The organism is Levilactobacillus fujinensis, assembly GCF_003946335.1.
Classification (GTDB): domain Bacteria; phylum Bacillota; class Bacilli; order Lactobacillales; family Lactobacillaceae; genus Levilactobacillus; species Levilactobacillus fujinensis.
In genome coordinates, this window is the sequence record NZ_RHNX01000007.1 from 56747 (window position 1) to 83588 (window position 26842).

At 44.0% G+C, this 26842-nt stretch carries 36 protein-coding genes, 1 tRNA gene and 1 pseudogene; 8 read left to right on the plus strand and 30 right to left on the minus strand.

Annotated features, from left to right (window positions below; genetic code table 11):
- Nucleotide 1 precedes the first annotated feature (1 nt).
- The 29 genes and pseudogenes from EKM89_RS04205 to EKM89_RS04345 form a co-directional block, all read right to left on the minus strand.
- Nucleotides 2–1621, minus strand: a complete 1620-nt coding sequence (locus tag EKM89_RS04205) for a minor capsid protein (protein ID WP_125685989.1) — start codon at nucleotides 1619–1621, stop codon at nucleotides 2–4.
- A pseudogene (locus tag EKM89_RS14170) lies at nucleotides 1608–3014 on the minus strand (phage portal protein). Before EKM89_RS14170 ends, EKM89_RS04205 begins: the two are co-directional and overlap by 14 nt.
- 5 nt (nucleotides 3015–3019) lie before the next feature.
- A complete protein-coding gene (locus EKM89_RS04220) occupies nucleotides 3020–4273 on the minus strand; it encodes a PBSX family phage terminase large subunit (RefSeq protein ID WP_125685996.1) in 1254 nt (417 codons plus the stop codon).
- A complete protein-coding gene (locus tag EKM89_RS04225; protein WP_125685997.1) occupies nucleotides 4266–4700 on the minus strand; it encodes a terminase small subunit in 435 nt (144 codons plus the stop codon). The genes EKM89_RS04220 and EKM89_RS04225 overlap by 8 nt, the downstream gene beginning before the upstream one ends.
- 17 nt (nucleotides 4701–4717) lie before the next feature.
- Nucleotides 4718–5482, minus strand: a complete 765-nt coding sequence (locus EKM89_RS04230) for a hypothetical protein (protein WP_125685998.1) — start codon at nucleotides 5480–5482, stop codon at nucleotides 4718–4720.
- Between the two features lie 106 nt (nucleotides 5483–5588).
- Nucleotides 5589–5671 (minus strand) — tRNA-OTHER (locus tag EKM89_RS14015).
- A gap of 149 nt (nucleotides 5672–5820) precedes the next feature.
- On the minus strand, nucleotides 5821–6339 hold the full coding sequence (locus EKM89_RS04235) for a hypothetical protein (RefSeq protein ID WP_125685999.1): 519 nt from the start codon (nucleotides 6337–6339) through the stop codon (nucleotides 5821–5823).
- Nucleotides 6329–6526, minus strand: coding sequence for a hypothetical protein (locus EKM89_RS04240; RefSeq protein ID WP_125686000.1), 198 nt, complete (start codon nucleotides 6524–6526; stop codon nucleotides 6329–6331). The genes EKM89_RS04235 and EKM89_RS04240 overlap by 11 nt, the downstream gene beginning before the upstream one ends.
- Entirely contained in the window at nucleotides 6516–6824 is a 309-nt protein-coding gene (locus EKM89_RS04245; protein WP_125686001.1) for a MazG-like family protein, read from the minus strand. Before EKM89_RS04245 ends, EKM89_RS04240 begins: the two co-directional genes overlap by 11 nt.
- A gap of 14 nt (nucleotides 6825–6838) precedes the next feature.
- Complete coding sequence (locus EKM89_RS04250) at nucleotides 6839–7063, minus strand: hypothetical protein (protein WP_125686003.1); 225 nt, start codon at nucleotides 7061–7063, stop codon at nucleotides 6839–6841.
- 29 nt (nucleotides 7064–7092) lie between these two features.
- Entirely contained in the window at nucleotides 7093–7341 is a 249-nt protein-coding gene (locus EKM89_RS04255; RefSeq protein WP_125686005.1) for a hypothetical protein, read from the minus strand.
- Nucleotides 7342–7378: 37 nt separating this feature from the next.
- The gene (locus tag EKM89_RS04260) at nucleotides 7379–7582 is read right to left on the minus strand and encodes a hypothetical protein (RefSeq protein WP_125686007.1); all 204 of its coding nucleotides are present in this window, start codon (nucleotides 7580–7582) and stop codon (nucleotides 7379–7381) included.
- On the minus strand, nucleotides 7582–7782 hold the full coding sequence (locus EKM89_RS04265) for a hypothetical protein (RefSeq protein WP_125686009.1): 201 nt from the start codon (nucleotides 7780–7782) through the stop codon (nucleotides 7582–7584). Before EKM89_RS04265 ends, EKM89_RS04260 begins: the two co-directional genes overlap by 1 nt.
- 1 nt (nucleotide 7783) lies before the next feature.
- Nucleotides 7784–8242: a hypothetical protein gene (locus EKM89_RS04270; RefSeq protein WP_125686011.1), complete on the minus strand. Its 459-nt coding sequence runs from the start codon at nucleotides 8240–8242 to the stop codon at nucleotides 7784–7786.
- Nucleotides 8243–8251: 9 nt separating this feature from the next.
- On the minus strand, nucleotides 8252–8506 hold the full coding sequence (locus EKM89_RS04275; RefSeq protein ID WP_125686013.1) for a hypothetical protein: 255 nt from the start codon (nucleotides 8504–8506) through the stop codon (nucleotides 8252–8254).
- A complete protein-coding gene (locus tag EKM89_RS04280) occupies nucleotides 8503–8895 on the minus strand; it encodes a hypothetical protein (protein WP_125686015.1) in 393 nt (130 codons plus the stop codon). The genes EKM89_RS04275 and EKM89_RS04280 overlap by 4 nt, the downstream gene beginning before the upstream one ends.
- Before the next feature lies 1 nt (nucleotide 8896).
- Complete coding sequence (locus EKM89_RS04285) at nucleotides 8897–9178, minus strand: VRR-NUC domain-containing protein (RefSeq protein ID WP_318530993.1); 282 nt, start codon at nucleotides 9176–9178, stop codon at nucleotides 8897–8899.
- 282 nt (nucleotides 9179–9460) lie between these two features.
- Nucleotides 9461–11785, minus strand: a complete 2325-nt coding sequence (locus EKM89_RS04290) for a phage/plasmid primase, P4 family (protein ID WP_191988748.1) — start codon at nucleotides 11783–11785, stop codon at nucleotides 9461–9463.
- Between the two features lie 12 nt (nucleotides 11786–11797).
- Nucleotides 11798–12394, minus strand: coding sequence for a DUF669 domain-containing protein (locus EKM89_RS04295; protein ID WP_125686017.1), 597 nt, complete (start codon nucleotides 12392–12394; stop codon nucleotides 11798–11800).
- A 3-nt stretch (nucleotides 12395–12397) separates the two neighbouring features.
- Nucleotides 12398–12745: a hypothetical protein gene (locus tag EKM89_RS04300; RefSeq protein WP_125686019.1), complete on the minus strand. Its 348-nt coding sequence runs from the start codon at nucleotides 12743–12745 to the stop codon at nucleotides 12398–12400.
- Nucleotides 12700–14055 (minus strand): DEAD/DEAH box helicase, encoded by a 1356-nt coding sequence (locus EKM89_RS04305; RefSeq protein ID WP_125686021.1) that lies wholly within the window; start codon nucleotides 14053–14055, stop codon nucleotides 12700–12702. Before EKM89_RS04305 ends, EKM89_RS04300 begins: the two co-directional genes overlap by 46 nt.
- Nucleotides 13985–14758, minus strand: a complete 774-nt coding sequence (locus tag EKM89_RS04310) for an AAA family ATPase (protein ID WP_125686023.1) — start codon at nucleotides 14756–14758, stop codon at nucleotides 13985–13987. The genes EKM89_RS04305 and EKM89_RS04310 overlap by 71 nt, the downstream gene beginning before the upstream one ends.
- Nucleotides 14759–14760: 2 nt before the next feature.
- Nucleotides 14761–15618: a DUF1351 domain-containing protein gene (locus EKM89_RS04315; protein WP_125686025.1), complete on the minus strand. Its 858-nt coding sequence runs from the start codon at nucleotides 15616–15618 to the stop codon at nucleotides 14761–14763.
- Between the two features lie 270 nt (nucleotides 15619–15888).
- The gene (locus EKM89_RS04320) at nucleotides 15889–16149 is read right to left on the minus strand and encodes a hypothetical protein (protein ID WP_164510501.1); all 261 of its coding nucleotides are present in this window, start codon (nucleotides 16147–16149) and stop codon (nucleotides 15889–15891) included.
- 152 nt (nucleotides 16150–16301) lie between these two features.
- Complete coding sequence (locus EKM89_RS04325) at nucleotides 16302–16916, minus strand: hypothetical protein (RefSeq protein WP_125686029.1); 615 nt, start codon at nucleotides 16914–16916, stop codon at nucleotides 16302–16304.
- 45 nt (nucleotides 16917–16961) lie between these two features.
- Nucleotides 16962–17228, minus strand: a complete 267-nt coding sequence (locus EKM89_RS04330) for a hypothetical protein (RefSeq protein ID WP_125686032.1) — start codon at nucleotides 17226–17228, stop codon at nucleotides 16962–16964.
- Nucleotides 17229–17315: 87 nt separating this feature from the next.
- Nucleotides 17316–17510, minus strand: coding sequence for a hypothetical protein (locus tag EKM89_RS04335; RefSeq protein WP_125686034.1), 195 nt, complete (start codon nucleotides 17508–17510; stop codon nucleotides 17316–17318).
- 12 nt (nucleotides 17511–17522) lie between these two features.
- Nucleotides 17523–17732: a helix-turn-helix domain-containing protein gene (locus EKM89_RS04340; protein WP_225421809.1), complete on the minus strand. Its 210-nt coding sequence runs from the start codon at nucleotides 17730–17732 to the stop codon at nucleotides 17523–17525.
- Nucleotides 17733–18022: 290 nt separating this feature from the next.
- Nucleotides 18023–18247 carry a hypothetical protein gene (locus EKM89_RS04345; protein ID WP_125686036.1) on the minus strand — a complete coding sequence of 75 codons (225 nt, stop codon included), beginning with the start codon at nucleotides 18245–18247 and terminating at the stop codon, nucleotides 18023–18025.
- A gap of 686 nt (nucleotides 18248–18933) precedes the next feature.
- On the opposite strand from EKM89_RS04345, the gene EKM89_RS04350 reads away from it, so the two are divergent.
- The 8 genes from EKM89_RS04350 (at nucleotide 18934) to EKM89_RS04385 (ending at nucleotide 25564) form a co-directional block, all read left to right on the plus strand.
- A complete protein-coding gene (locus tag EKM89_RS04350) occupies nucleotides 18934–19278 on the plus strand; it encodes a helix-turn-helix domain-containing protein (protein ID WP_125686038.1) in 345 nt (114 codons plus the stop codon).
- Nucleotides 19279–19288: 10 nt separating this feature from the next.
- Nucleotides 19289–19753, plus strand: a complete 465-nt coding sequence (locus tag EKM89_RS04355) for an ImmA/IrrE family metallo-endopeptidase (protein WP_164510502.1) — start codon at nucleotides 19289–19291, stop codon at nucleotides 19751–19753.
- A gap of 13 nt (nucleotides 19754–19766) precedes the next feature.
- On the plus strand, nucleotides 19767–20063 hold the full coding sequence (locus EKM89_RS04360) for a hypothetical protein (protein ID WP_125686042.1): 297 nt from the start codon (nucleotides 19767–19769) through the stop codon (nucleotides 20061–20063).
- A 71-nt stretch (nucleotides 20064–20134) separates the two neighbouring features.
- Nucleotides 20135–20899 carry an FxLYD domain-containing protein gene (locus EKM89_RS04365; RefSeq protein ID WP_125686045.1) on the plus strand — a complete coding sequence of 255 codons (765 nt, stop codon included), beginning with the start codon at nucleotides 20135–20137 and terminating at the stop codon, nucleotides 20897–20899.
- 22 nt (nucleotides 20900–20921) lie between these two features.
- Nucleotides 20922–21776, plus strand: coding sequence for an AbiJ-NTD4 domain-containing protein (locus EKM89_RS04370; protein WP_225421810.1), 855 nt, complete (start codon nucleotides 20922–20924; stop codon nucleotides 21774–21776).
- Nucleotides 21777–21948: 172 nt separating this feature from the next.
- A complete protein-coding gene (locus EKM89_RS04375) occupies nucleotides 21949–23070 on the plus strand; it encodes a tyrosine-type recombinase/integrase (RefSeq protein WP_125686049.1) in 1122 nt (373 codons plus the stop codon).
- A gap of 1032 nt (nucleotides 23071–24102) precedes the next feature.
- Entirely contained in the window at nucleotides 24103–24582 is a 480-nt protein-coding gene (locus tag EKM89_RS04380; protein ID WP_125686051.1) for a MarR family winged helix-turn-helix transcriptional regulator, read from the plus strand.
- A gap of 127 nt (nucleotides 24583–24709) precedes the next feature.
- A complete protein-coding gene (locus EKM89_RS04385; protein WP_125686053.1) occupies nucleotides 24710–25564 on the plus strand; it encodes an alpha/beta hydrolase fold domain-containing protein in 855 nt (284 codons plus the stop codon).
- Nucleotide 25565: 1 nt separating this feature from the next.
- On the opposite strand, the gene EKM89_RS04390 is transcribed toward EKM89_RS04385, so the two are convergent.
- Nucleotides 25566–26243: a type II CAAX endopeptidase family protein gene (locus tag EKM89_RS04390; RefSeq protein WP_125686055.1), complete on the minus strand. Its 678-nt coding sequence runs from the start codon at nucleotides 26241–26243 to the stop codon at nucleotides 25566–25568.
- Nucleotides 26244–26842: the final 599 nt, after the last annotated feature.

Below are 26842 nucleotides of genomic sequence, written 5' to 3' on the forward strand. Positions count from 1 at the left end.
TTCAATCCCCTACCTTTCCAAATTTGAAATTATATTTATTAGAGAATTCAGTTAAGGCTATCTCTTGACTCTTGGTTTCATTATACCCTAATTTGATATTCTTTTTAATCAAATTGTTGTAACTACTATTAGCATTGACGGGCATCTTTATTTCTGGTTTCGTATACCAATAAATACTACCATCATGTCCAATAGTTAAGCCCATACTAACGGTGTGTTGCTTCGACTGTAATGACAAAGTAGCAATATCACTCAGTGATGGTGGGAATCCCGAGGGGTGATTATGAATTGAAACGTACTGTCCTTTACGTCCAGTCCTAAATGCGTCTTTAACTTGGCCGTTGTAAACGACCCCTTTAGTCTTTCTAGCCTGATTAGAAACAGCAATTGTCTTTCCGGTCTCACCATCAAGCAAGTAGTAGTCCTCAAACGGCGTCCCATTTCGATGTTGAAGCATGTGCCTAGCGACAGTGGTCACTGAATCGCTTATAGCTGTTGTTCTAGAATCACGCTTTAGTTTATCTGCAAATGCCTGACTGCGAACATAGTCCAGGTTAGCCCCATACTCACCAGAACTTGAAGCCATCTCGCGCTCACGAACGACTATCCGCTTCCATGCGTTGAACTTAACGTCCTTGACCATCTTACCTTTGCCAGTCTCAGGGTCTCGAGACCAACGCTCGGTCACATCAGGTAAATCTTTAATGTAAGGAACCGTCGTACAGCGACAACGAGCATGGATGAGTGGGTAATTAACACCGACAATTCGCTTATCTACTCTGAACACCTGACCGTCTAAACGTCCACAGATGTCACACGTATGGCTTTCAAGTGTAGCCATGTACTCATATTGTTCAATCTCATTTTCTTCATAACTCTGTGCGGTCGCCTCTTCGGCAACGTGTCCCATTTCAGAAACGACTAGCCTGTGAATGTCATTCCGCTTAACGTCTTGAAAACGAGCATGAAACATCTGAGTGACCTTTTGCGGGCTCCACCCAAGTACTGTACCTCGAAGAACGGTGTCCATTAGGTAACTCGGAAGCTCTTGCTGGTAATCCTTCCAGATACGCTTGGAAAAGTCTTTGCCATCTTTCCCCCATGGTTGAGAAACAGCTATCCACAGTTGTGCTTCATTGAAGTGAGCGAAGTTGGCGGTAAAAGCACCCTTTTGAGCTTGAATGTTGTAGGTAGTTCGCATGTAGGTGTCATCATACTGATCAGCTAATGCATCGCGCATAGTTTCGGTACGATGATTGGCAAACGCTTGTGTTAATTGCCGCAACTGCTGCTCTAAGTCCTGCAAGCGAGCCACCCTGCTACGAAAATACTCCGCATCTAACTGCTCTTGATAACCACCAGACTTGGCCCGCTCCTCAAATTGTTTGAGAGTGAGTTGCCAATGCTTTGTGTTGATGCCGGCCATGGCTTTCTTGGCCTCATCCTTGTCAATACCCTTCGTGTTGGCATACCGAACGTACCATTTCTCCATCTCAGCATGTAACTCACGATACAGGCCATTAAGCTCCGGTTGCAACGCCTTCTCATAAGCTTCTGTCGACTTGATTTGCTTAGCCTTCGTCTGAAGGTGCCGGCGCTCCCAGTAACTAAGCTTCGTCATCGTCCTCACCGCCTACGTCATTGAGAGCATCGGGGTTATCATAACCGTCACGCTTAACGATATCGTCTTGTCGGTCTTGCAGCTCCTGCTGTGGATCATCAACCAGCGGATTACCCTTGGCAACGGCCTCATCACTAGTGTACTGAGCAAGTTGTGCCACAATTTGTGCTTGCTCGAGATCGTTCTGGATAGCTGTTCGAGTCCAGGTCTGTGTAATCTTTCGACCATCGGCGTCGAATACCCTGAGCCACGTCAGAATGGCCCGGACTAACTCAGTGAGAGCATCTCGGAAATAAGACTCAGTGATAGACGCCTTTAGTTCTAAGTGACCGTATAGCGCACGAATGGCAGCACCTGAGGCGTTGCCAATTTCTTTAAAGTCCACTGGGTTAATTCCTTGAGCCTCAACAAATAGATCTGACTTAGTGACTTGCAGCAGGGAGTTGCGGGCTTCCACAGGAATGTCGATGGTCAGCTTATCGACACCTGACTTATCACCGGGGCCAACACTGTCCATCTTGATGGCGTGGTCCTCTTTGAGAGCCTTCATAAAGGTCGCCAGGTCTTCCCCACCATAGTTAGTCAGCACCAGAATAACCTGCTAAATGTCGTCAACATCATTGACGAACCCGTTATAGACGTTGTCATACACATCAATTAGGCCTTTGTACTTCAACAAGTCTGGCCGCTGGTACTTATTCTTCGGGAAGGCAATGAATGGAATGCGCCCCAGCTGATGTTCCAGGACCGCTCCAGTTCCCGTCTCATCCCCACTCGTCACATCATAGAGTGTGAAGCGATCACCATACAACGATAGGTCGCTGTAGTCTGCCATCTCCGATTTGAATACCGTCACGTCCTTGTCAGTCCAATACTCATGAACCTTGAAGTACTTGCCGGTATCAGGGTTAAGCTGCTTGTAGCTGCGTCGTAGGGCCAACAGCTTGCGGTCCAAATCGCTTGAGTAGATCGGCACCACTTGGTCAGGCGGCACAATACCATAGCGGAACTGACCGCTCTCGTCAATCCAGTAGTGTAGCCAAGCAACCCCTGCGTTGGCAGCGTCCACTACCATCTGGTTGAGTCGGAGGTTGAAGTTGTCTCCCAGTGCGTCCTTAATCTTGTCATTGAGTGTGTCGTTTTCTACGTCAATGGTTGGCGGCACAGTAGCAACGTATCCAGCTTCCTGGTCAACTAAGAGTTGATGGAAGTTACTTGATACGCGGTTATCTGCTCGGCGTAGCGGTTCATCCTTACCAGCTTCATTCAGTTTAGATTCACCGTTGTTGCGGTTGGTAATGTCGTTCTTGTTGAAGTAATAGTGTAGCGACTTATCGAACTGATTGGCAAACTTAATCCGCCGTCCGTCAGTATTCTTGAGTAGTTGCTTCATCGTCTTTATTTCCACGGTCTGAAACCTCCCTTCTTCATCAGTGATTCGAGTTCGTACCTGGTCTTATCAATGCTGTGATCGTTGCCATCAGGATAGCCAGCCTTGAAGTTGCCGTTAGGGTCACGGGCTAGTTCATAGCTAGTAAACTCTCTGGCAGTGTTGGGGCAACGAACGGGGTCAATAACAATCTCACGTAAGTCCTGTAGCCACTTAAAGCCATGCTCCCGGCTACCAGGCCCTTTGCGAGCACCAGCAACGTTCAGTCCATAGTCTCGGAACTCAGCGATGGTACGTGGCTCTGCAGAGTCAGCAGTGATTAAGCCGTTCATTGGATTAAGCTTCTTAATGGCTTCCACAGCTTCTCGGTTTGTCATGCCAACGCTATAGATTTCGTTAAACAAAAAGACCCGGCGTCTGGCCGCGTCCCAATATGCATCCCCATAAGCCAGTGGATCGTGTGCAAACCCGAAGTCCATGCCGTGATAGATTTTATCGAAGTGACTAATCTCTTCATCAGTAATTTCTCGGATAGTGAGGTTGCTGAAGACTTCGGCGCCCGTCCCGGTAACCTCACCCAGATATTCATGAGCGTAGGCCTTTGGATTGTCCTTTTTGAGCTGTTCAGCATCGGCCAAGAATTCCTTGCCAAGCCAGCTTCTTGGTACTGACAAGTAATCAGATGTGTGTACCAAGGTGTCATTTCGTCGGCCTTGCTCCTCCCTAGCTTGGTTGACCCAAGAATTGACTGAGGCCGGAGGATTGTAACTGTAGAAAGTAACGATATCTGAACCACCACGGTTCAATGACTGGTTTATATTCCGAATTTCTTTGAAGCCTTTAAAGTCAGCGACTTCTTCAAAGTGCTTAAACTTCGTGTAGCCATGCCGGAATTTCTGCGATTTAATCTTCTCTGGCTTATCAGCACCCTTGAAGCGAATCTGCTGACCAGTGGGGATGTAAGTTAGTTGCATTGGGCTCACCGAGTCTGCCCACAGATGAGAGACGCCCAAGGTATCAATCGCCCATAGGTACTGGTCATATACCGATTCACGCAAGTTAGAAGCGTATCGCCGCATGACTACCGCGTTGGCGTCCGGGTCCTTCATGATGCCTAAGACTATTTCAAGCGAAATAAAAGAGGACTTGGTCGACCCACGTCCTCCTGATAGCCAGTAATTTGAATGTTGGCGGTGCTTGATGTCTTGATGCAATTGGTAGAAGCTTGGCGCCATTGAGTGAGCAAGACTGATTCTAGCCATCCTCATCACTTCCGGTGGGGATGTCATCTGCAATCTGCACGGGACCAACTGTTGCGGTTACATCACGCTTCTCCGTCCACATAGCGTAACGCTTGCCGAGAAGTTCGGCCGCTTTAACCCGATCCTTGGCACCAACTTCCACATCGGTATAGATTCCCTTAGCAGTTGCCACTGACTCGGTTTCCTCACCACGCATGGTAGCGGTGAGGTATTCCAAAATTTCTTGCTGGTCAGCAATCTTCCCATCAGAAATCTCTTTCCGTCGTGATTCGATATAAGTAGCGATTGCAGGTTTTTGCAGGTTCTCGGCTCCAATTGAATGGGCACTTCGCTTTGCATAACCCGCTAATTCAGCGGCCTGCGTTGCATTGCCACTAATAATATATTCGTCAGCAAATTTCTGCTGTTTTACTGTTAGTTTCTGCATTTCGCAGACCTCCTCTATCATTTACTTTTTGCCATAGCAATTTTGAACGTTTCAAGACCTGTTTGTGGGTCTAATTTAAATGCATGCCCGGTCATGCTTCCCAATGAAATATTCGTCCCCTTTTCGGGAACTGCATCCAACAGTGCAATTCTAACTTCTCTCTGATACCTGTATTTATTCCTTTTTAAAAAAATAACATTTTCAGGAGTGTCCTGTAATTCCTGAAAGGTAATATTCTGAGGAGCTTTTTCATCATAGTACCTAACGCTTCGTAGCTGTGCATGATAATTATGCGTCATTACTTCATCCAAACGTTTCATCAACCACTTTGCGTCAATAATTATCGGTACTCTACTCTTATTGTTACTCAGCTTTTCTAGATCCTTAATAACATCAGGCTTAATAACAAATTCTCCTCGATCTGTCGCTTCATTGTAGGCATCAAGTTTGAAATCATGTACAAAATCAAGATTAGCCATTGAAACGATTCCTTTTTCCTTCACCCATTCTGGCGTAACCTTTACCTGAACTTGAGGCCTGTTTTCCTCGGAATTGTTAAAGGATATCTTTTTACCATCTATGAGTAATGAATATCCTGGTTCCGTCATATCAAGATTGAGTACCCGACTTCCTTCGTAAGAATCCGCAATGGCATCATTTCCGTCTTCCAGGTCAATAAAATACCCTAATTGCGAAAAATGGATTACACCTTTATCAACGAAATCATCCGCATATTCTTCATCGAAATACTTCAATATACAACCTGCTCTATATTCCGCCATAATTCACATTATTCTCCCTACTTAGTTATAGTCATCTATAATTAAGCATAACAAAACCCCAGCATTACTGCTAGGGTCAGTCTGAAGGAGATGTATAGTGTTACAAATCGGATAGACGGAATCGAACCGTCACCTTTTGGGTTCTTTTTATCACCGGCCACCCACGCTCTACCATTAAGCTATACTCGATCAACATCGCGGGTGAGAATTTGCACCTCACATATCCACACTGGAACACCCGCTGAATCGTGTTCGCTCTCGAACCGGGCACGTCTACCTATTCCGCCACCGCGATACTTGAATCTATCTCACACTACTATAGTAACTCTTTAATTCGGCTATTTCTGGACACCTGTTCGGCGCGTTTTGGACATATCGTTAAACGCATCAATCCCAAAGATCATAATTGACAGGTCGTCAATCGCCTTGCGTTCGTCCCGACGAATGGTCTTTTCATCGACTTGATAGAAATCGGCCAATTGCAATCGCGTCTGCTTACCGTCAATCAGATAGAGCTTCTTAATCACGCCATACCGACGCTGGTCTTCAAAAGTCCCAGCTGTACAAATCTCCCGGTACCGCGTAAGAATATTATTGACGAATTCCATCATTTCCTTGGACCGAACCCGATACCCAAGAAGTGAGTACAAACTCCGCTCATACTGTGACAACGGCACATCTTCATCTACCTCTGGCAATTCGACCGTCAAGTGGTTCTCTAAGAGCTGGTAATGAGACAGCAGCGACTTCGTATTCCGCAACTCTTCCTCGGACTCAATTTTAGAGAAGTTGTGTCCCCCGGTAATCAGTCCGTCTACAATCTTACCAATCGTTTCATCCGATAGTTCAATCGCCATTCACAAGTACCTCCCTAATCACTGCATTACGTTCAGCAGTGGACAATCGATGGTAAGCTACCCGCACCGTATTGGGCCACCGTTGAAAGTGGTTGCTCATCCACATCATGGTTCGAATAATATCGCTACACTGATCATCGAAGACGGTTAGAAGGTAGCGGCGAAAAGTTCTCTGGTCAGTTGTCATTCAAATCCGCCTCCTTTATAAATACCCCATCAATCATCTTGCCCTTACGCCCACCAATCTCTTCATAAGCAGCTTCCAAGCAATCTTCGATAGATAACCCGCGTTGCTGGCAGTAGATGATCAATACCACCAAAATGTCACCCACACTATCGATTTCATCCAGGGTGTGTTGCTTGTTATAAGCAGCGGATAGCTCGCCAACCTCTTCAACTAGCTTGAGTAGTTGCTTGGCTGGGGCTTGTTTGTTCAGACCGCGGTCAATTGACCACAGTTGAATTTCTTTAATTAAATCACCCATTGTTAGTACCTCCTTTAAATATGACTTCGTTTTGCAATAGCAGTACCGGCATACTTTAAGATTACTTGCAAAACCTGACTAGGAACTTCTCGCACCTCGAACCCATTGACTGAACGTGTGTCAACGAAGCCATACGGTGCCGGACAACAATCACGTTTCTCAAACAATAGGTCATTGCCCGACGGTACCACCTCATAGCCAAACGCTCTCATGGCTTTAGTGAATTCTTCGGTTGTCATTAGCTTCCCTCCTAGGTAAATCAGAAATTTTATTCAACCATTGCAGGCAGTTCATTCTCGCCCGATACTAGTTCGTAAATTCCAACGGTAGACTGATCCAGTCTGCCATCGTTAGCTGCCATGTCCCACTTGTCACCGTTCTTATTGAACAGGGCATCATGGGCCACCTGTAGCAAAGCCCCATTGGCGTCATCAGCATCGACTACCATTGTTTTCGTAAAGGCCTTGTCTGCTACGTCAGGCCGTGTAAACTCGTTAATCACCAAATACTTTTTCATGATTTTTCCTCCTACATAAAATAAGAATTTCTGCTAATTATTCTGTCTCCGTAATCATTCTCAGGTAACCGGTCAGTACTACTAGTCCATTCTTCGTGAACTTCATCGAAAGAACCTGATCATTTTTCCGTGTAAATTGCTTGGCCGCTGTCACTGTGTAAGTGCCATCGTGGTTGTCCGCGATGCCTAGCGTGCTCTCAATCACTTTAGGTTCAGTTAGTGCTACTTGCTCGTACTGCATTACTGCACCTCCTTAAACATCCTCGTTCGTAGGTCGTCGTAAGAGCATGCAACTTCTAAAACTCTGCCACTATACTCAATCCACACCGTGCCAAATCGATTTTCTTTAATACAATCAACACGGCTAAATTGAATCAATGCTTTACCATTTTCAGGTAATGGAACTTCAATCCATCGCTGACTCATTTCTAATTCATACAAATTACCGCACCTCCCGCTTACCCAACTCAGCAATTTTTGCGTAGGTGTCGCCGTTGGGCTGTGTCTTAATATAAGCAACCAAACTATCGAACTCTGTATCAGTAAAAATATTTTCAGGTTCTGACAAGTCTTCAAGAGCGACTGTGTCAAAAATCCAAAACTCACCGTGATCTCCCTTCCACCAAACTGATAATTTAAGATCCCCGTTTTCATCTTCAAAATTTCCGATCACCACATTCCACCGCTTTTCGCGTTCTGCAAGTGGTGTCCAAGCAAACTCTTGCGCTACACTGACTACTCGCTTTGGCAAATCAATGGCATGGTATGTTCCGGCCCGATTGAGACTAACTCTTGCTGAACCCGGTAAAGTGCCACTCTCAAATACCAAATCATTAGTGCTTGTAGTCCAACCGCTATAGCCCATTTCTTCCACTCGTTTCTTAAACTCACTAGTTTTCATGTTCTCCTCCTAAAAGTCAGTTGACTTAAAATTATTCGTGATTAAGAGCTCCGCACTCATTAACGAGTCGGCACTATCGTGACATTGGTCGAACAAGTCTTCTAAGTTGTTAGCTTTACCGACCACCTTGTTTTCTTTCACATCGATTAACAAATATCCGGTTCCGTTGGTTATGACCCAAAAGACATTCCCATCCGTGTCAAACACTTGCCCGCACTTGTAAGCAGTCACTTTCCGTGAAGCACTTTCGTCTCTAACTTTCATAGTTCATCCTCCATTGTCTTTACCCATAGCACATCACGCTGCATTTTCCGGCTAATTTTCTTAGCCGACCATCCATCACTAGAATATTGTTTCAGTTCCGCTCGATCAGCTGCTGTCATCGTCCACTCCACTTCGTCCATGACGCGCATTGTGACCCATGCCCGACTGCGCTTCATCTTGTGGGCAATCGTTGATAAAAAGAATCCCCGATCCATTAGTGATTTCAAGTACTGCTTATCCCAAGTACTTGTGTATACTCTTGACTCACTGAATCGACCCGCTAATGTCTGTATCTCCACTAACTCTTGTTCGGGCCAGTCATCTGGTCGATAACCATATTGTTTTTCGATAGCTGTCAATTTTTCGTGTAATGGTTTGTTCAACGACATATCACTCACCTCCAACAATTGTCAGGGCATCATCCACACTTCTGGCTACTCCGTACAAAACTGGAAAAGATTGAATAAACTTTGCAAACAGCTTTTGGTCAGGACGTAACCGTCCCTTCTCATTTTTAATTTCCAGGCAGAAGAACCGACCATCTGAGTGGCGGAACCCACAGAGGTCTGGAAACCCTCTTGGGAATAACATGATCATCGCTCCTGACTCAGTCCTAACCCGGCCAGCGTTACTCCGAAAAACGGTAAAACCATTCTTCGATAGCGCCAACATGATGTCGGATTGAATTTTATGCTCACTTTCGATAGGATTACCTCCAATTCATGTAGGCCAATGCAGGGTTAAATTTATGCCTACACAAGCTGTATCCCTTGCCCCATAAGGTTTATGTAGGCAATGTAGTTAATGTAGGCACTTTTACCCTTTTCTTTTATATACGTTTATTTATATTAATTAATGATATATAGAAGAAAGTATACATAACTATACACAGGCCAACGGGGACAAGGGATTGGCATGCCTACACATGCCTACACAACCCTACATACCCTACATTCACTTCTTTTTGGGATGACTGGTTACCATTTCAAATGGCTTTACGAATACTTTTAAACTAATACCGACGTAGTAAACACCTTGCGAATCGCGTTTTTTTGTATACTTGTCGGCCATTTCCTTACCAAACTTGGTTGAATTCATCAAATACTGAGAATTATCATCAGCCCAAGATTTATAACGTCGGTATAATTCTGATGCTCGTGCCATCTCGCCTTCGTCGACCATACAACACTCTTCTACAAATTCAGTTGTTACGTCCATTTCATTCCGATAACTTTGGCTGGCCTGAACCACACTCTCCGGCGGTTTCAATCCCTCTCGCTGCCACTTCAAGGCACCTTCCACGGCCCAGTTAAGAATTCCAACCTCTTCACGTTGAAGTTTATACTTCAAGTCCTTGTCAACTCGGTTATCAGGAATCTTAACCGCAAATGGTACCAGCATAAGCCGACGCCAAATACCATCATCAGTTCCCCGAATAATTGGCTTGTGGTTGGTCGCCAGCCACAATTTGAACTCTGGTTTGAACTCGAATTCCTTCCCGTAAAGGTATCGGGCAGTCACAGTGTCACCACCAGTCAGCTGCTTCACTAACCCTTCATCTAATCGCAACCCATCGTTAGGCTCGCTGGAAGTAACCAGCCGGGCACCTTCAAGTCGGGCAATGTCTGAGTTAGCAGCGGAACTAGAATTTTTTACCATGATCGAATCCGCCTGCATCGATCGGGCGTAGTTGCCCAGAGTGTCTGCAATGGTATCAATGAAGATTGACTTACCATTCCGGCCGTTCCCGTAGAGAATGAACATGACTTGTTCCTTTGTGGAACCAGTGAGCGAGTAACCCACTGCCTTTTGCACATACTCCATCAGTTCCGAATCATTATCGAAAATCTGGTCAAGAAACTGTGTCCACTCCGGCGCGTCAATCGTATCGGTATACTCCACTGCCGCTTGCCGTGAGAATAGTTTTTTTATGTCGTGGTCCTTCAAAATCCCACTTGAGAGGTCCACATAACCATTGGCAACATTGAGAAGCGTCTTATCACTATCAAACTCACCATGAAGAACCGGAACCCGGTGTTTCAGCTCTTCCATCATGGCTTTCTTACCCGCATTGGAACGGGATTTCTTGATATGGTCATGAAATTTAGTTTCAGCTTTTTCCTCAGTTAATCCACTGTCGGGCGGCACCACCAGTTTTTCGTGCTTAAGGTCATCAACTACCCTGTCCACCAGACTGTGGACTTGCCCAGTCTCATCAGTCGCCCAGTAGCTACCGTTATAGACCAACCACGTTTTGTCTGTGAAAGAGTACTTAATGAGCTTACCGTACCGGTCCATGAAACGATCCGCATTCCCAGTGTCGTCCCAGCTACGGGGCGGTGAATCTTTCTTCTTTTCTGCTTGGTTGGCAAACTCGAAATCATACTTCAGTGGTGCCTTACCACGATTGAAAACGTCTCGCGTTTCGTTAATCGCTTTGTTTAGCGTGGCAACTCCATAGGTCGTCTTACCATGCTTCTCATCCCACTTGTCTCTTTGGAGGCTAGATTGTCGGAAAATGTTATCCATCTTCGTGAAGTCCCGGCCGGTCCAAAAGGCTAAGTCGTTAGCAAATGCAAGGTCTGCTTCGGACTGTGACGTGTAGAATTGCTCCCAGCCGCCTTCCATAAAGAGCTTGAATCGTTGACCAGTACGCGATGACTCTGCCCGAGCGATGACTTCCGTCTCAGACAAATCATTCATCTGTGGAAGCTGATTGTTCGGCAGCGTCACCACGTTGCTAGGCATGAGATACCGATCATATAGTAGCTTCATCAGCTTCGGTTCAGGCTGATTGATACTGTCATACGGCCCGATTTGATTGCCCGTCATGGCGAAGAATCGGCCCGACGTATACATTTCCACATTGCCTGACCGTCGTCGGTCACCCGGAATCTCGCCTTTAATGATAATGTGGATACCGGTTCCAGATACGCTAGTTTCAGCGTAAGACTTGGTGATTGTGAGAAAGTGCTGCACCTCATTTTCATCCGTCTCACCACGTTGCCACCGCTCTAGGTCTTGCTCTAAATGATCCACGTCGATTCCCACATAAGGAGGCTGAAAATAGAAACCTAGGCCATCCATGCCGTAATCGTCCATAGCTTGCAGAGCCGTATCAAAGTCCGACCAAGTAGCCGGGTCATTAGACTTCCCATCCCCACCGTTGTATGGATTCTTGGGGTACTTTGCATACTTATTCCGGTCAGGTTGCCATTTTAGCTTGTAAAGCCCCCACCGCTTTAGGGACTTGAGTTCTTCGGGAATTCGTTCATACATCAGCACTCCTCCTTAGAAGGGCAAGTCGTCTTCTGAGATATCAACTGAATCACCCGTATTAGCAAACGGGTTACTAGTATTCGCAGCCGGTGAAGGTGCGGAGTTCCCTGCCGTAGGTGCATTCTTCCTATCCTTGTACGTATGCTGCACTTGAGGGAACTGCGTAACCTCAAAGTTCCATGGGGCTACCCGGTTAACCGTAGTCGTGGTGCCGTTGTACGTATTATCTTCTTGTTTGACGAACACCCGCACTGCTGCACCGTTGATAAGTTTGATAAAGTCATCGACCGTGTGTAGTGGCGTATTTTCTGGTACTCCCGCCGCTTGCAAAATGTACTGGAATCCATCTAAGTCGTACTGGTTGGTTGCCTTACGCTTCCAGTTATCCACAAAGATGTGGCGGTTATGAAACTTGCCGTTGGTTTCCGCTAGGTCTGCCACCTTGTCTAAGTCATTTCGTACCAACAAATCAATCTGTAAGGTCTCTGCCCCGTTCTTGGTAGCGTCTTCCTTTGCATTATTGATAATCATTTCGTAATTGCCTGCAGGAAGCGCATCATAGTCGCCACCCGTGTTATTTGAGTAATCCGTGTTCATAAAGTCTGCCATTATTTATTCCTCCTCGTATTCTTTCCATACAGCCGCAAATACTTCATACAATTCTGATGACTTATGATCTAATGGGGATAAATCTGTTCGCATGATGTTTTCATTTGTAGTACTGACAATCTCAACTCGGATACCTTCTGCTTCTCGCTCTTTAATGTAACTATCAAATTGCACACAACCTGGCATCTGCCCATAAGCTTTAAATTCCCATTCACTGGAGCATATTGTGTAGTTGGGTTTATAGACTGTCTTCTTTTTCCCGTCCTCATCAACAATAATCGAGTCAATATAATAACCTTTTTTGCTCAATTCTTTATCAATCCCTTCTTTTTTCCTTGGAACCACGCCCACCCTGATTTATAACCCCGGGCTTTCGCAATTCCATATAAATCTTCCATGGTCTGCGCCTCACTGGGCTTCATTCGACCAAAACGAACCGAGTTGTACTCACTCTTCATATCCAGCCGACCATGAATCTGTTCGAGCCTCACTTCGTGGTCTACCTCCATCTCAGACTCTGTCCGCTGAATAGCTTTCCCACACACCGGACAGACTGTGGATGAAGCCGGGATCACCGCATAACAGAACTCACAAGTTCTGATTGGTACGGCATCGCTCTCTTTCTTCTTACGCTTCTTACGGTCGTCAAGTGTCCAAGTGTGCTCATCATCTGGCAACCCGAACCGTGAGTAATTGGCGACGTGATCAATAATGGTCGCTGTCTTGTTCGGTCGATAACGCATTGAACGCATCGACTGCTGAATGTAGAGTACCAACGATTCAGTTGGCCGCAACATGATGACTACCGAGCAGTCAGGAACGTTGAAGCCCTCACTGATCAAGTCCACATTGCAGAGAACCTTGAGCTCACCAGCCTTAAAGTTGGCCATGATTCGCTCTCGCTCTGCTGTGGGCGTCTTAGCATCAGCGTGCTCAGCGTTGATACCAGCTCGTCTAAAGGCTTCGGCAACTTCCTTGGAAAACTCTACCGAGTGAGCGTACACAATGGCCTGCTGGCCCGGTGTCTTCTCCTGATATGTCTTAACGACATCCCCAAAGATAGTCCGGCCCACTGCATCATCAATCGACTTATTGGTGTAGTCCCCAGTGCTCGATTTCTTCAACTTTTCATCGTTGACCAATTTCACCGAAAAGTACTTGTATGGAGCCAGATAGTGGTTCTCAATCAACCAATCAATTGACGGGCCCAGAACCATATCATCATAGACATCGTGCAAACCCTTTCCATTTAGACGCCACGGTGTTGCAGTAAAGCCTAATCGTGGCACCCCAGCGTAGTAGTCGTAAATCTTACGGTAGGTCTTAGCCAGAGAATGATGTGACTCATCCGTGATTATCAGTGCGGGGTGCGGCAGAATCTTTAATCTGTTAGCAATCTTACCTACTGTCAGAATCGTACAACGAGTGAGATCAACCTCATTCTCTCGGAATGAATTAGTTATCTGCTCAGCTAGTTCCTTACGGTGAACCATAAACATCACTGAGCCACCCTTGCTTACCGTTAGCCGTACTATTTCTGCAATGATGACCGATTTACCGGACCCGGCCGGGCTTTGCAACAGCACCGATTTATTGCCGTTTGCTAGTGCCTGTCTTGCTTGGTTGACCAGCTTTGTCTGGTACGGATGGAGTTGATACATTCATATCACCACCAATCTCCGTGAAAAGCGTCTCCGGTAGTGCAAATTGCCGGTCGTCTAACTGGTTCTTAGCAAATGCAGCATTGGACGGTTTGAGAATAAATCCCCGGGCCCCGGTCTTGTCAGAGATAACCATGCGGCCAACCACGTTCATGAGACCCATGACGTTCGTGACCAGCTTCTCTCGCATTTGCGGTACGAACTGGTTATAAGTCTGCCCGGTCGGCGTATCAATTTGTCGGGTAGCTTCCCACGCCGTGTAGACTTTATTGACTCCTGGCCATGAATTAATGAAACGGATCATGTCAGGTAGGTAGAAACCAAACTGGTTGTAATCATTCATCTGGGGGATACCCATGTCAGCGCCAGACTTGGTTTTAGCTTCATTAGCTTTTTCGCCTAGCCATGCTTGCTCAAACTCGCTAAGATTGTCGAAAGCGATGTTATCGTAGTTACCCAATTGCGTACTGTGAATTTCTCCCAGTAGTGTACGGGCCCCTTCTAGTGGATGTTTCGTGTCTAGCTTAACCACATCAATGTTAGGCAGTCCCGCCAGTACGTTAGTCGTCCGGTCAACGTCGATGACTAGAGTTCGGCCAGGAAGATAACGTAGTGTGGAAGTTTTGCCAACGCCTGGTTGGGCGTAAATCAATACTGAGAAGTCTTCACCGCGCTTGATGTCAGTTGCGTGTTGGATTTCCACGGCTATCCCTCCCGTTCGTACTTAATGCCTTCGGAGTCCATATAACTTTTAAGCAATTTCATCTGTGGAAGGGTTGCTGTAATCTTCAACACAACGGCTCGTGAGACCACTTCGCCAGTATTGGTATCAACTACCGTGTCACCTTTCGTTTGCTGGTGGGTGCGCTCCTCAGCGGCCTTGGCTTCCAGCTTGTGTTGCTTCTCGGCTTGCCGTTCCACCTGGTTATCAATGGCCTTCATGAGATAGTCCACGTCTTGGCCTTGCTTGACCTGATCCACCCAGCCTGCCGGGTCCACTTTCTGAATCTCAGCATACTTGGTGATAGTTTCGCAATTGGTAGCCAGTTGGTCGGCCTCTTTCTTCATCTGAGTCATGACACCGGCAATGCCTTCCACAATCTGCTTCTTAGTAGCCGACTTATTCAGCCACGACGGCTCGATGTCAACTTCACTGACTTCCACACCATAGTTAGGTGCCATCTCAGCAATCAGGCCTTCAACCCGTTCTTGTTTAGCCGCTCGTTCTTGCGCAGTCACCTCACGAATCTTGGTGTCTAGTGGCGAAATGACTGAATCGATTTGTTCTTTAAACAGGTTCATTTGAGAATCAAAGGTCTTGACTGGTTCTGCATACTGCCGCTTAATGGTAAGCCGTTTCTCATCAATCGCCTTAGACACCTTATTAAGACCGGCCCGCATGTTCTTGACATCCTTGATATTATCCACAGTAACCACAAAGTCTTGGTTGTACTTAGAGACAATTTCCGTTACTGCTTGTTGAACCTGATCGAGGTTGTTGATTGTGATTGGCATCGGCTTTACGTCAATGACCGGTTCAACAATTGCTAGTTCGTTAGCCATACATGTTCCTCCTTTAGATACTTTTCGTATTGCTGGAACCGATAATAAGCTAAGTTCTCATAGCCCACCGGTGTTCGTAAAAACTTTACGTGCCAATAAGTGCTCTTTTTCATTGAAAGATACCTCGCTTTCCGGTATTCTTACCGTAGATAAAAGTTTTTCTCAGGCTCGCTAGCGGTGCAACGCTAACGGGCCTTTTCTGTGGATTGGTCGACTGGAACATAACTCGCCAAAGATTATTAACTGTTGTCTGTCTGAGGCCACTCATATTTACCACCATCCGCCTTCGTCTGTCGAATTGTCATACTCGGCCTCAACACAATCAATTTTGTCCCAACGAACAAGCACCCCAGGTAACTTACGTTTATTTGGACGTGGAATAATTACAATTCCTGATTTGAAGCATCTAACATTCCAGGTACCAGTATTGACATGACTACGTGCAGTACCAGTATCCTTACGAATTACTTCCGAATGCTTAAAGTGAAACGCCCGGATGAAGTTATTTCGCCTAGCGATAATTTCTTCCATAGCTTCAATACTCGCAACTTCAATTTGTTCACATCCATAGTTGAACGCTATTTTGATAATTATTTTCGCCACCTTTCATAACCAATTCTCAACAGGCCGCCAAGCCCGAATACACCAATAAAAATTGCTACTGCTATCACTGCATCATCCCCCTAAAATACTTTGACTGGCGTTAACAAATAGTCGATGTTGCCCGCACTGATAAGGAAAGGCGTCAGTCCAGAGTTAATTTTCACTTCCATATTCACGAACTTGATATCTTTCATAGATGTGAGTGCTTCAAGCGCATCAACTAAATACTGTGAATTACAGCTCAAACTAATTTCAGCACCAGAAAATTCTTTCGGTTCAAGGTCAATCATTTGACTAATTCCAGTGGATGTTTCGCTACAAGAAATTTTAAAATTCATCTCAGACACCTCCAATTTCACGACCTTTTTAAAGTCGGAATTGACCTTAGTCATCGCTTTTAAACTTGGTAGCAACGTTAAAGCATCCGCTCTTGATAAAGTGAACTCTGTTGAAAATTTTTTTGGAATCAAACGATCTACGTTGGGATAACTGATTTCTGGAAAACTAAAATCTGCCAAGTTCAAATCAAGTATCAAGTTCTTTGGCGCCGCACCCTTAACCCGGATTAGTCGGTGACTGTCTGTTACAACTGCATCTCCATTTTCAAAGTGAACACATTGTAGCGACGGCCGTACTGCTGATACTCGTTTGACAACATCCTTCAGCATCTTTTCGATGTCACTGTTCATTTTCATTGCGTTACCTCCATATCCTCTTCATCATCACTACCCGCCTAGGTATTAGTTGCTCGTTTCTTGATGACTAAGAAGCCATTGATGAACTGCTGGTGCATAATACTTGCGTTGATTGCCTTGCTTGACGAACGGAAAATCCGGTTGGTACAGATAGTATTTGTCAGCTGTGTCTACCTTGATGCCGAACTCTTTGTCTAGGTCCTTGCGATCAAGCAGCTTCGTGCTGACAGTTACTTCCTTCCGACCGTCTTCAACACCTTTCAGGTAAGCTTGCTTAAATAAAGTAGCTAATCCTTGAACTAGATCATTCATTACTAGCACCCTCCTAGTCGAAAAGTTCATCGCCATAACGACCGAATAGCCAACCAATGAATAGAAAGAGTAGTAATTTTGCAGTTATCATTCTTCTTCACTCTCTTCGATTTCGACGTTCTTCAACCCGTACGTGATGAATCGTTGAACAATTTTGTTCACAGTTAATCCGGTCTCAGCTTTTAGTGAAAGCAATTGCGCATGAAGGTCGGTATCAATGTAGACTGGCCGGGTTGTCTTGGCCTCTTTTTCCTTGTAGATTACTAATCGTGGTTTTGACATTGTCAGTTCCTCCTATTGTTTGATATCCAAGAAACGATAAACTTTTTGCCGAATCTCTTTCGACTTAGGTTGCATATCGCCATGAATTGCTCGGCTCAATTGCTGGGGGCCTTCGCCAATTAAATCGGCTAGCTCAATCTGGCTCATATGCTTTTTAAACAACGCAATTTTAATCTGGGCATAGATTGCTTCCATACCCTCTGCTAAATTTTGTTCTGTCACAAATAGCATCTCCTTTCTGATATACTTTTGTTGAGGTGAGTTAAATGAATTATCTGCGTCACAGCAGGCAGCACTGATGAGATGGGTAGGTAATCTTTCTGAGATTAAGTCTCTAAATCCCAGAAGTGATTCATATTCTCTGAAACACCTTTTTGAACGTTCACCTGAAGGTTTTTACCTGACTAACGGTGCCTTTAAAGGTGTAATGAATCGCTACGGCTTTAAATCTCAAGTTGTAAACGATGGTCCAAACGAAATTTACAATGTCAGTGAATCCTCCATCAACAATATTAGGAAATCTCTAGAATAGATTTACCAATTTCTAAACATTCCATTTCAAATGGCTCATATGCTTGAACACCATTTTCTCGTAACCATTTCGTCAATCTTGTTTTCCCGGTCGGTCCTTGATGCCCAACAACAAGGATTGGCTTTTTTTCTTTTCTAGCAGAAACAATTAATCTTCGCTGGGTTTCTGTTAATTCTGGAAATGTATCGAACTGTAAGTCCTTCATTTGAAAATCCCTCCTTTCGGTTATTTGTTCATCAAGTTATTGCCGGCATCTGTATTATCTGGTATCTTTACTTCATAGGCTTAATTAAAGGAGTGATTCATCTTGTCACAATTTTTGTTTAGCCTGTATTTCCTACAGATACTTGCTTAACCGTTGAGCTGGTGAGGACTCTAAGCGCTTGTGCGAGCGTAATTGTGCACCTCTTGCCGGAACAGACATGCCTTCGTCGTATGCTATCTATTCAATAAGGAATCCATAATCGACGTAAATTGGACTCCGATTTAAGCAGGACCACACTTTAAAGTTAAACAACTGGGGTGGTTTACAGGTTTGGACGACGATACCATTTAAGTGCCAGCCGATATTTCAGGTGATGCCTAGGAATAAATTTAATTTCGCAGCCGTATTGATACCTGGTCAGTACGACTTTTTTGCGTTCACTCCTTTCGGTTATTTGTTCATCAAGTTGTTGACTTTTAGTATCGAATTCAGTACAATTAAGCCATAAATATATGAGCAATAAGCCTTACCATCAGCGTTACTCGCCAAAGCACCTCGCTGATAGTGCTGATTTCTTATTGCTTAATTACTTGATGAACTTATAATAACTGAATTCAGTACTTTTGTAAACCCCAAAGTATCGAAAACAGTATTATTTATTTGTCATGACTGTGAGGAATCCTATTATGACACCGTTAGTCGAACGAATAAAAAGTACTGCAAAAGATAAATATGGCTGGAATCTCAAAACAACAGCTCAAAACGCCGGTATTGGAATTAATAGTATCTACCGTTGGAAAACCCAAGCTCCGACTTCTAAAAGCTTACAAAAGGTTGCCGATGTCCTCAACGTTTCCGTTGACTTTCTTTTAACAGGTAATGAAGAAGAACAATCAAACAAAAAAATAGATGATAATTCCGCAACTGGCGTCATTGCCGCTCATATCGATGATGATACCCCTGCTGAAGAACAACAACAGATCATTAACTTCATTGAAAACCTAAAAAAGGCCCGTGGTGGTCAGAATTGAAGGTTAACTTATGGATAGAATCGAATCACTAATGGCAGAACGCGACAACATTAATTACACATTTACTACTGATCTTCCCGATCATTTATCGGGATTGGTGTACGAAGATAATCAAGAAATTTTTATTAATAGCAAAAATGATAGAAGTGTCCAATACACTACCCTTCTTGAAGAACTTGCTCATTATGATACCGGATCGGGGGAAATAATAGACCAAGACTCAATTGAGAAGCGAAAGCAGGAAAATCTCGCCCGATCCATCGCTTTCACTGAGGCAGTACCTTTAACTGGACTTGTTAACTGCTTTTTTCAAGGCATTTGGTCGACGCCAGAAATCGCGGACTATTTCGATATCACTACTGATTTTCTCATGAAGGCTATTGAAAACTATCGGAACAAATACGGCTTGGTCTTCCAATACCATGAATATATTTTCGATTTGAATAAGTGTGTTAACATTACTCGAATCGGTTAGGAGGTAAGGAACCATGTCCCAGGATGATCATTTTTACCGTCAGACACAAAACTTATCTACTTTTTGGAAACGCAAAGATTTAGATCGTGTGGAATCAATCGGACTCTGGGCTGTTGAAGAAGGAAACTGGTACCCTGCTATTTTTCAAGTTTTGGCTATGCTTTACAGAAAGCAACATCGCCTCGAAGAAGAAGCGAAAATACTCAAAATTGGAATAGAGCGAAATAAACGCAACCCCGGCGTTGCACGTAGAGACTTTATAAAAAGACTAGAACGTGTTAATGAATTGATCGCTTCATCAAATAAATAGTACTATTGCCCAATCATGCTGATGGCTATAAAAGCTGCAAATACATACCCCCACGTAGGAGGAATTGAACAATGAAACGTATACTTACACTTGTCACTGTGCTTTTAGCCGGATTATCCCTGGTCGCTTGTAGTAATAAGAAATCAGAGACAAAGTACTACGATAGCGATTTCATTTCTGCACTAGAAACTGGTCTTCAAAAGCGATGGGCTATAACCGACACCGTAAAAGACATCGACAAAGCTTCCCAAGATACTTTGGACAAATCTGTTAATGCTGAGCTTAAGGTAGTGAAACCTTACGAAAACAAAAAGTTCAAAAACGATAAACTTCATGAGCAAGCTCTTACATACATTAATGCTCTGAAAGATCAAAAGACCGCATTAAAAAGTTACGACAAGTCTAATTTCTTCGACAAGTGGAATAAGGCATACAATGTGCGTACTAAGATGATTGTCCAAATCAACCAGAAGCACAAACTTAAAGTCGCTGACAAATATAAAAGTGATCTAACTGAATTAACACGTCATGGTGATGCAGTAGCTAATCAAAATCAGAAAACCGAAGCAATCAATTCTCTAATTAAATCTATTAAATTCAAACAAACTAAAGACGATGGATATACTTACACCTACGACGCTAAAGTCAAGAACACTTCAAACTACTCATTCAAAACGTTTGGCATCAAGGTAAAGTTGATGGATTCACAAAAAACGGTCATTGATACCCAAGCAGTTTACACTGATAACTGGGACAAGGGACAGACCAACCAATTCGAATTCATGACTGATAAGAAGTTCAAGTCTTACGAAGTTGTGCAAGATTACACTAATTAAAAAGGTGGGAAATAAAACTATCATGAGGTTTTCTGAAAGAATGGGATTCGTTAAAGTTGATGATGTGATTCAAAAAGACAAAATGAATGAAACACTACGAAACGATATATTTAATTATGGTGCCCATATATTGTTCGATAAACAACACTCCAATCTCCAACAAAATTATCAGGGAACACATTACGAAATGTTAAAACAGCTTTGGGTTAACTTCTTTCATATCTCAATTAGTTCATTGACAGATGAAATGGCAATGGCTGGTGATAATCCTAATGAAGTACTGCATAATCATTACGACGACCTTCAATTTTATGAAGTGTACGATTTTCTCGAATATGTAATACAGATCTGGGGTCGAAGCTCCGAATCCGTCAAAACCATAAACCAATTATTATCAACTAATCATTCTGCTTATCGCTTTATCAAATATCAATTAGAACCCGTTAGCTCCGATATTGATATTTCAAATATCACAGCGGGAGTGAAAACACAGATCGATGATGGTCACTTGCAAAAAGCTTTAAATGAACTTGGAAAACGTGAAGATATAAACCTAGTTTCTGTAATTAAAGAATCTATTGATGCCGTTGAGGTTGCCACTAGAAAGGTATCCATCGAGCTATTCAACGGTAAGGTAAAGGACACTCTTGGAAAAAGTATAAATAATCTAGTAGATAATGACTTTATTGAAACACATCCTGCCTACCTAGAAGCAATGAGCAAACTTTATGGTTATGCTAGTGACGGTGGAATTAGACACCCTAAAACAGAGATAAAACATAAAATTGATTTGGCCGAAGCAACTTTCATGTTAGAAATCTGCTCTGCTTTCATCTCAATGCTGAAAGCTAAGTTAGCTGATTGGCGAAATAGATAATAAAAAACGCATCCCCCTACCCGCCAAGATAATGGGATGCGCTCAACATATAAGATTCAAGGGATAAGTACACCCTTTTTACATAATTAATTATAAATTAAAGGAGGTGATGCCACAACCTTAATCACAAATCTACCCGCCTAGGTGATTTAAAATTAAGGAGATAATTAAAATGGCAAGCTATCAAAAGCGCGGTAAAACATGGACTGCAAGAATCAGCTACACTGATCAAATGACCGGTGAGCGTAAGTACCAAACTAAGTCCGGTTTTCTGCGGAAAACTCAAGCCGAAGAATGGGCCATATCGATCGAACAGACTAAGTTCAACGAATCTATCGGCAAGGCCACCACAAGAGAAACGTTCGCCGATTACTTTGAGAAATGGTTCACCACCTACAAGCTTCCACACGTTGAAGAACAAACTCTTAACCACTACAAATATACACATGGCATCATCAAGGGGTATTTTAAAGAGCTCCGCTTGAATCTGGTAACGCGAGAATACTACCAGACCTTTCTAAATGACTTTGGCAAAACTCATGCCATCGCTAGCTCCCGAAAAGTAGCGATGGAGATACGCTCCTGCGTTCGAGACGCTGTCGCTGATGGTGCAATCGCACGGGACTTCACGCGTCGGGTCGTAGTCACCGGACACGAAGCCATGGATGAATCGCTGAAGTATCTCGACGGTGAAGATATGCATAAACTTATAGATGACCTAAGCGCAACCATCGATGCACGTCGGTCAAGCCGCGTCATGGCGCTATTGGCACTATATACAGGCGCCAGGTTTGGTGAGATTGCAGGTCTGACCTGGGATAATGTGGACGAAGCGAATGGTACCATCAACATCAAGCGTTCTTGGAACACTTTAGACAACGATGGGTTTAAGGCTACTAAGAACAAGCAATCAGTTCGAAACATAGCCGTTAATCAAGAAGTATTCGACTTTCTGCATCAACTTCATAGGTCACAAGACTTCCTTGATAAAGAGAACCCATTCAATCTAGTTTTCCTCGGTCAAGGCACTACACCACCGAGCAGTACCGCCGCAAATAACATGCTTAAACGCACGCTAGAGCACATTGGAGCCAAGCACATAACCTTTCACGGGTTACGCCATACACATGCCTCTTACTTAATTTATAAGGGGCTAACGCTATACTATGTCTCCGAGAGACTAGGCCATGCAAATTTCAACGTCACGCTTAGAGTCTATTCACACATGATCCATGAGATGAAAGACGAACAAAATAAGAAATTACTCAGCGTTCTCGACGGTTTTAGAGGGTAACAAATCGCGCTCATCGGATTTTAGATCCCTGCCTAACCCACTGGTATCACGATTAGTGAGCTAAGCGTTTAATTCCTGCTCGGGGCATCATGAATAACTGATATAGGAACTTCGCAATTGCGAGGTTCCTATTTTTTTACATTCAGCATTCATTACTTCCACTTTGACCGTTAAATCGTTTCATACCCCATTTTTTCCAACCTTATATTAAAAAATACCGCTACGGCTTTTCACAATCAGCATTGTTCCCTCACGGATGGAAAATTGCTCATATCTCACCTGTTTTTCCGCACACTATTCATTGGCTGGCTAGCCCTCCCACACTGGGAGATTCTTAAACCTGATAAGTCATTTATCTCACTCGGTTTATTGTTTCTATACAGTTTTCATGTTTTACTAACCAATATTAACTTGCCCTTCGTAAATGAATCCTGAAGGAACAGCGTTTTACAGCGTATGCCACTAGCAAATGGCTTTTTCTTTTGCAACAAATTTGCTATACTATTGTTTAATTGTTCGCAATTAGTTGTCGTCTTTACTTATCGCTCGATATTTAATGCTGCTGACCATTTAAACTATTCTCAGTTGTGCTCTGGTTAATTTGATCTCAATTCACCGGTGCCTTTTACACTATCAATTTTGATAAGCTTAGCTGTAACCCCTGTTGTTACGGTGCTCATTCGTTATTTTAACGAGCTAATTACCTTATTCTTTTGATTAATTGGCTAAAACGAAAAAACTTTTTCTTCAATATCAGAGGTCTCCAAAACCCTTACACCCCCTGCACAGATTCAGCTTAGCCAGATATCAAATTAATGCACAAAAGACTTGTTTTATCAATAATCATTGAAGTTACCTATCGACATGCTATATAATTATTCTAATGTTACGTTAGTGTGATGGTGTGTGTGACTTACAAAATTGCTTTATAAATCGCCTGACTTTAAGCAAAGCAATAAAGTAATTTTACTTGCTATCAGCAATTTAATTGTATACAATACTCTGGAAAGTAACCGAAAGGAGGCCTGTGCCATGCCCAAAGTTTCTCCTGTCTTGCTAGATGAACAACTTTGCTTCTCAATTTACTCTGCTAGCAAGAAATTCAATCATTTTTACCAAAGTGCCTTGGCGCCCTTTGGCCTAACTTATCCGCAATATATTGCGATGCTGGTTTTATGGGAGGACGCGCCCTTGACCGTCCATCAACTTGGTGACCGCCTCGAGCTTGACAGTGGGACGTTAACGCCCCTACTGAAACGCTTAGAAAAACAGGGCTGGGTCACTCGGGTTCGTAGCCGAACCGATGAGCGTCAAGTCCTCATTCACTTAACCGATATGGCCACTACCAAGCGTGATGAAGTTTATCAACGCATCGGCCAATGTCAAACCTTGTTGGGAATGACAAATAAAGAGATTGATTCCATGATGACTGAACTAGTCACCGTTAAGGAACAACTTGACAATGTCAGCAACCAGCGCTTAATTCCAAAAAAGGTTGACGATCTCGTCTAAAAAAACTAGCAACTTCACCATTTCGTGAGGTTGCTAGTTTTTTGTCCTTTATTAGCTATATAATTATCTTAATGTGTAAATAAGATGCCCATTTTCTAGGCATCATCTACCGAAAGAAGGTTCCCCGATGTCACTTTTATCACAAGCCCGCAAGCTACGACAAGAAGCCGCTGCTAACCACCAGCCAGCACCCCTGTTAGCCGTTGACCGAGAAGAAACCCTCATCATTCCAACGTCTGCAGGAGAGGTTCCCGTGTATGTTCACTGGCCACTTATGCCTGCCCATCACATGATCATCAACTTTCACGGTAGCGAATTTATTTTCCCCCACAACGACTGGGACCGTTTATTCTGTCAAAAGCTCAGTTACCGGACACACGCCGCCATTTTTGATGTCGACTATCCGTTAGCACCAGAGCACCCCTTTCCGCAACCCTTGGAGGCTAGCTACACTGTAGTTGAAGAGCTCCATCAACGTTTTCCACACTTTAAAGCACCCACACTGATTGGCCACAGCACTGGCGGTAACTTAATTATTGGGACGCAACTCTTAGCTTTACGCCGGCAAACGGACCTTGCCCAACGTCTGATTCTCGATTATCCCGTCCTAGACTTGGATACGTCCCCAGAAGAAAAGCCGTTTCCAGATGGCGCTACTAACGTCATTCCATTGGAAACAGCTCAGCTATTCAATCGTTTTTATCGGCAAAATCAGGTTCCTGGTAACCCCTTAATTTCACCAACACATGCCAGTACAGACGACTTACGTGAATTTCCAGCCACGAGTATTTTAACGGCTGACCACGATACGCTGCTGACTGAGGCCGAAGCCTTTGGTCAACAGCTCATCAACGTCGGCACTCAGGTCACTTGTCGGCGCTATACTGACTCCCGCCACGGATTTACCGTTAACGAAAATGGAGCCTATCAGCAGGCCCTCAATGATATGACGCGTACTATTTTGGCTGACTGGCACGACTAAGCTAATGGCGTATGAGAATCAGCATTTCCCCTATCGCAATTAAGTTGTTAAAACCATGCAGAATGATCGTACTCTGCAGCTTTCCGGTCCGCTTATAAATGTAGGCAAATGTCCCGCCCATGATGGCGTAGAGCAACCAACTGATAATGTTATCGCTCATATGGACCAGCGAGAAGACCACGCCACTGGCAATGACCGGAACCCAAAACCATTTGGCCGGAAAACAGCCATCGATGAGCAGGCCACGAAACGTGAGCTCTTCCAGAAACGGCGATGCAAATACTGCCGTTAGACTTAGCATGACCAATGTTAGTGAGCTCCGCCCCATCAACTGTTGCAGTGCATCGTTGTTAGCCGTACTCGTTTCACCGTAAAAGATGTGATTGGCTAAGCCTAAAATAATTTCGCTGATAATGATGAATCCGTACCCCTTGACCATCAGCCACCAATCATTGTAGGTCAAGCGTTGCCAACCCTTATGCACACGGTGGTAACCCCAGAAGCCAACGGCAATGGCGGCCACAAATCCTAGTAAGTAAAGTCCTGCCCACATAAGTTGATGGGCTAGGGTCCCACCTTTGATATAAACCAGGGGCACTTGGACGACGCTGGTCACAATCAGCATTAGAATAAGCCAGAGCCACCCAAATGCACCCCCCACCTTAACTTTTCCTTGCATCAATACATCTTCCTTTCACTATGTAACCTCGGTTAACTAACTGTTAGAGCCCTGAAAAATGCCACAAAATGTTACTTTATAAAAGTTAGTTTCAATAGTTTTATAAAATATTTATTTTTTAATAGCATTTTTTATCATTATGCGGTACTATATGGTTGCGGGCAAGTTTGAACCAACGTTCAACTTGTGCGTGAGGCTTCTGTCCTCATTCAACAGACAGATTTCATTTTACTCCCCCAAAGTAGATGAAATTTTTACAACATAATCCCCCAATTATGTTGTAACCTTACTCTTTGGCCATTGCGACTTATCGTAATGGCTTTTTTATTTGTCCTTTTTTTATTAAGCAGGTTTAAAAATTAAACAGGTTGTTCTTGCGACAGTTGGAATTGTCATCCCTAAATTAGTGGTAATGTCCGCACTTCAGCTCCGATTGTACATGTCAATTTCAAGCGCTGAATTCCAGGTGGTTGCTAAGGTTTAAACCCAACCCACCAACGTCGCTAGCGGTATGATCTCTGCTACCTCAGAGACATCCAAGTAAGCCCGAAGGTCGACACTTGGCTGGTATTGTAGAGACTTAAAAATGTATTCATCCC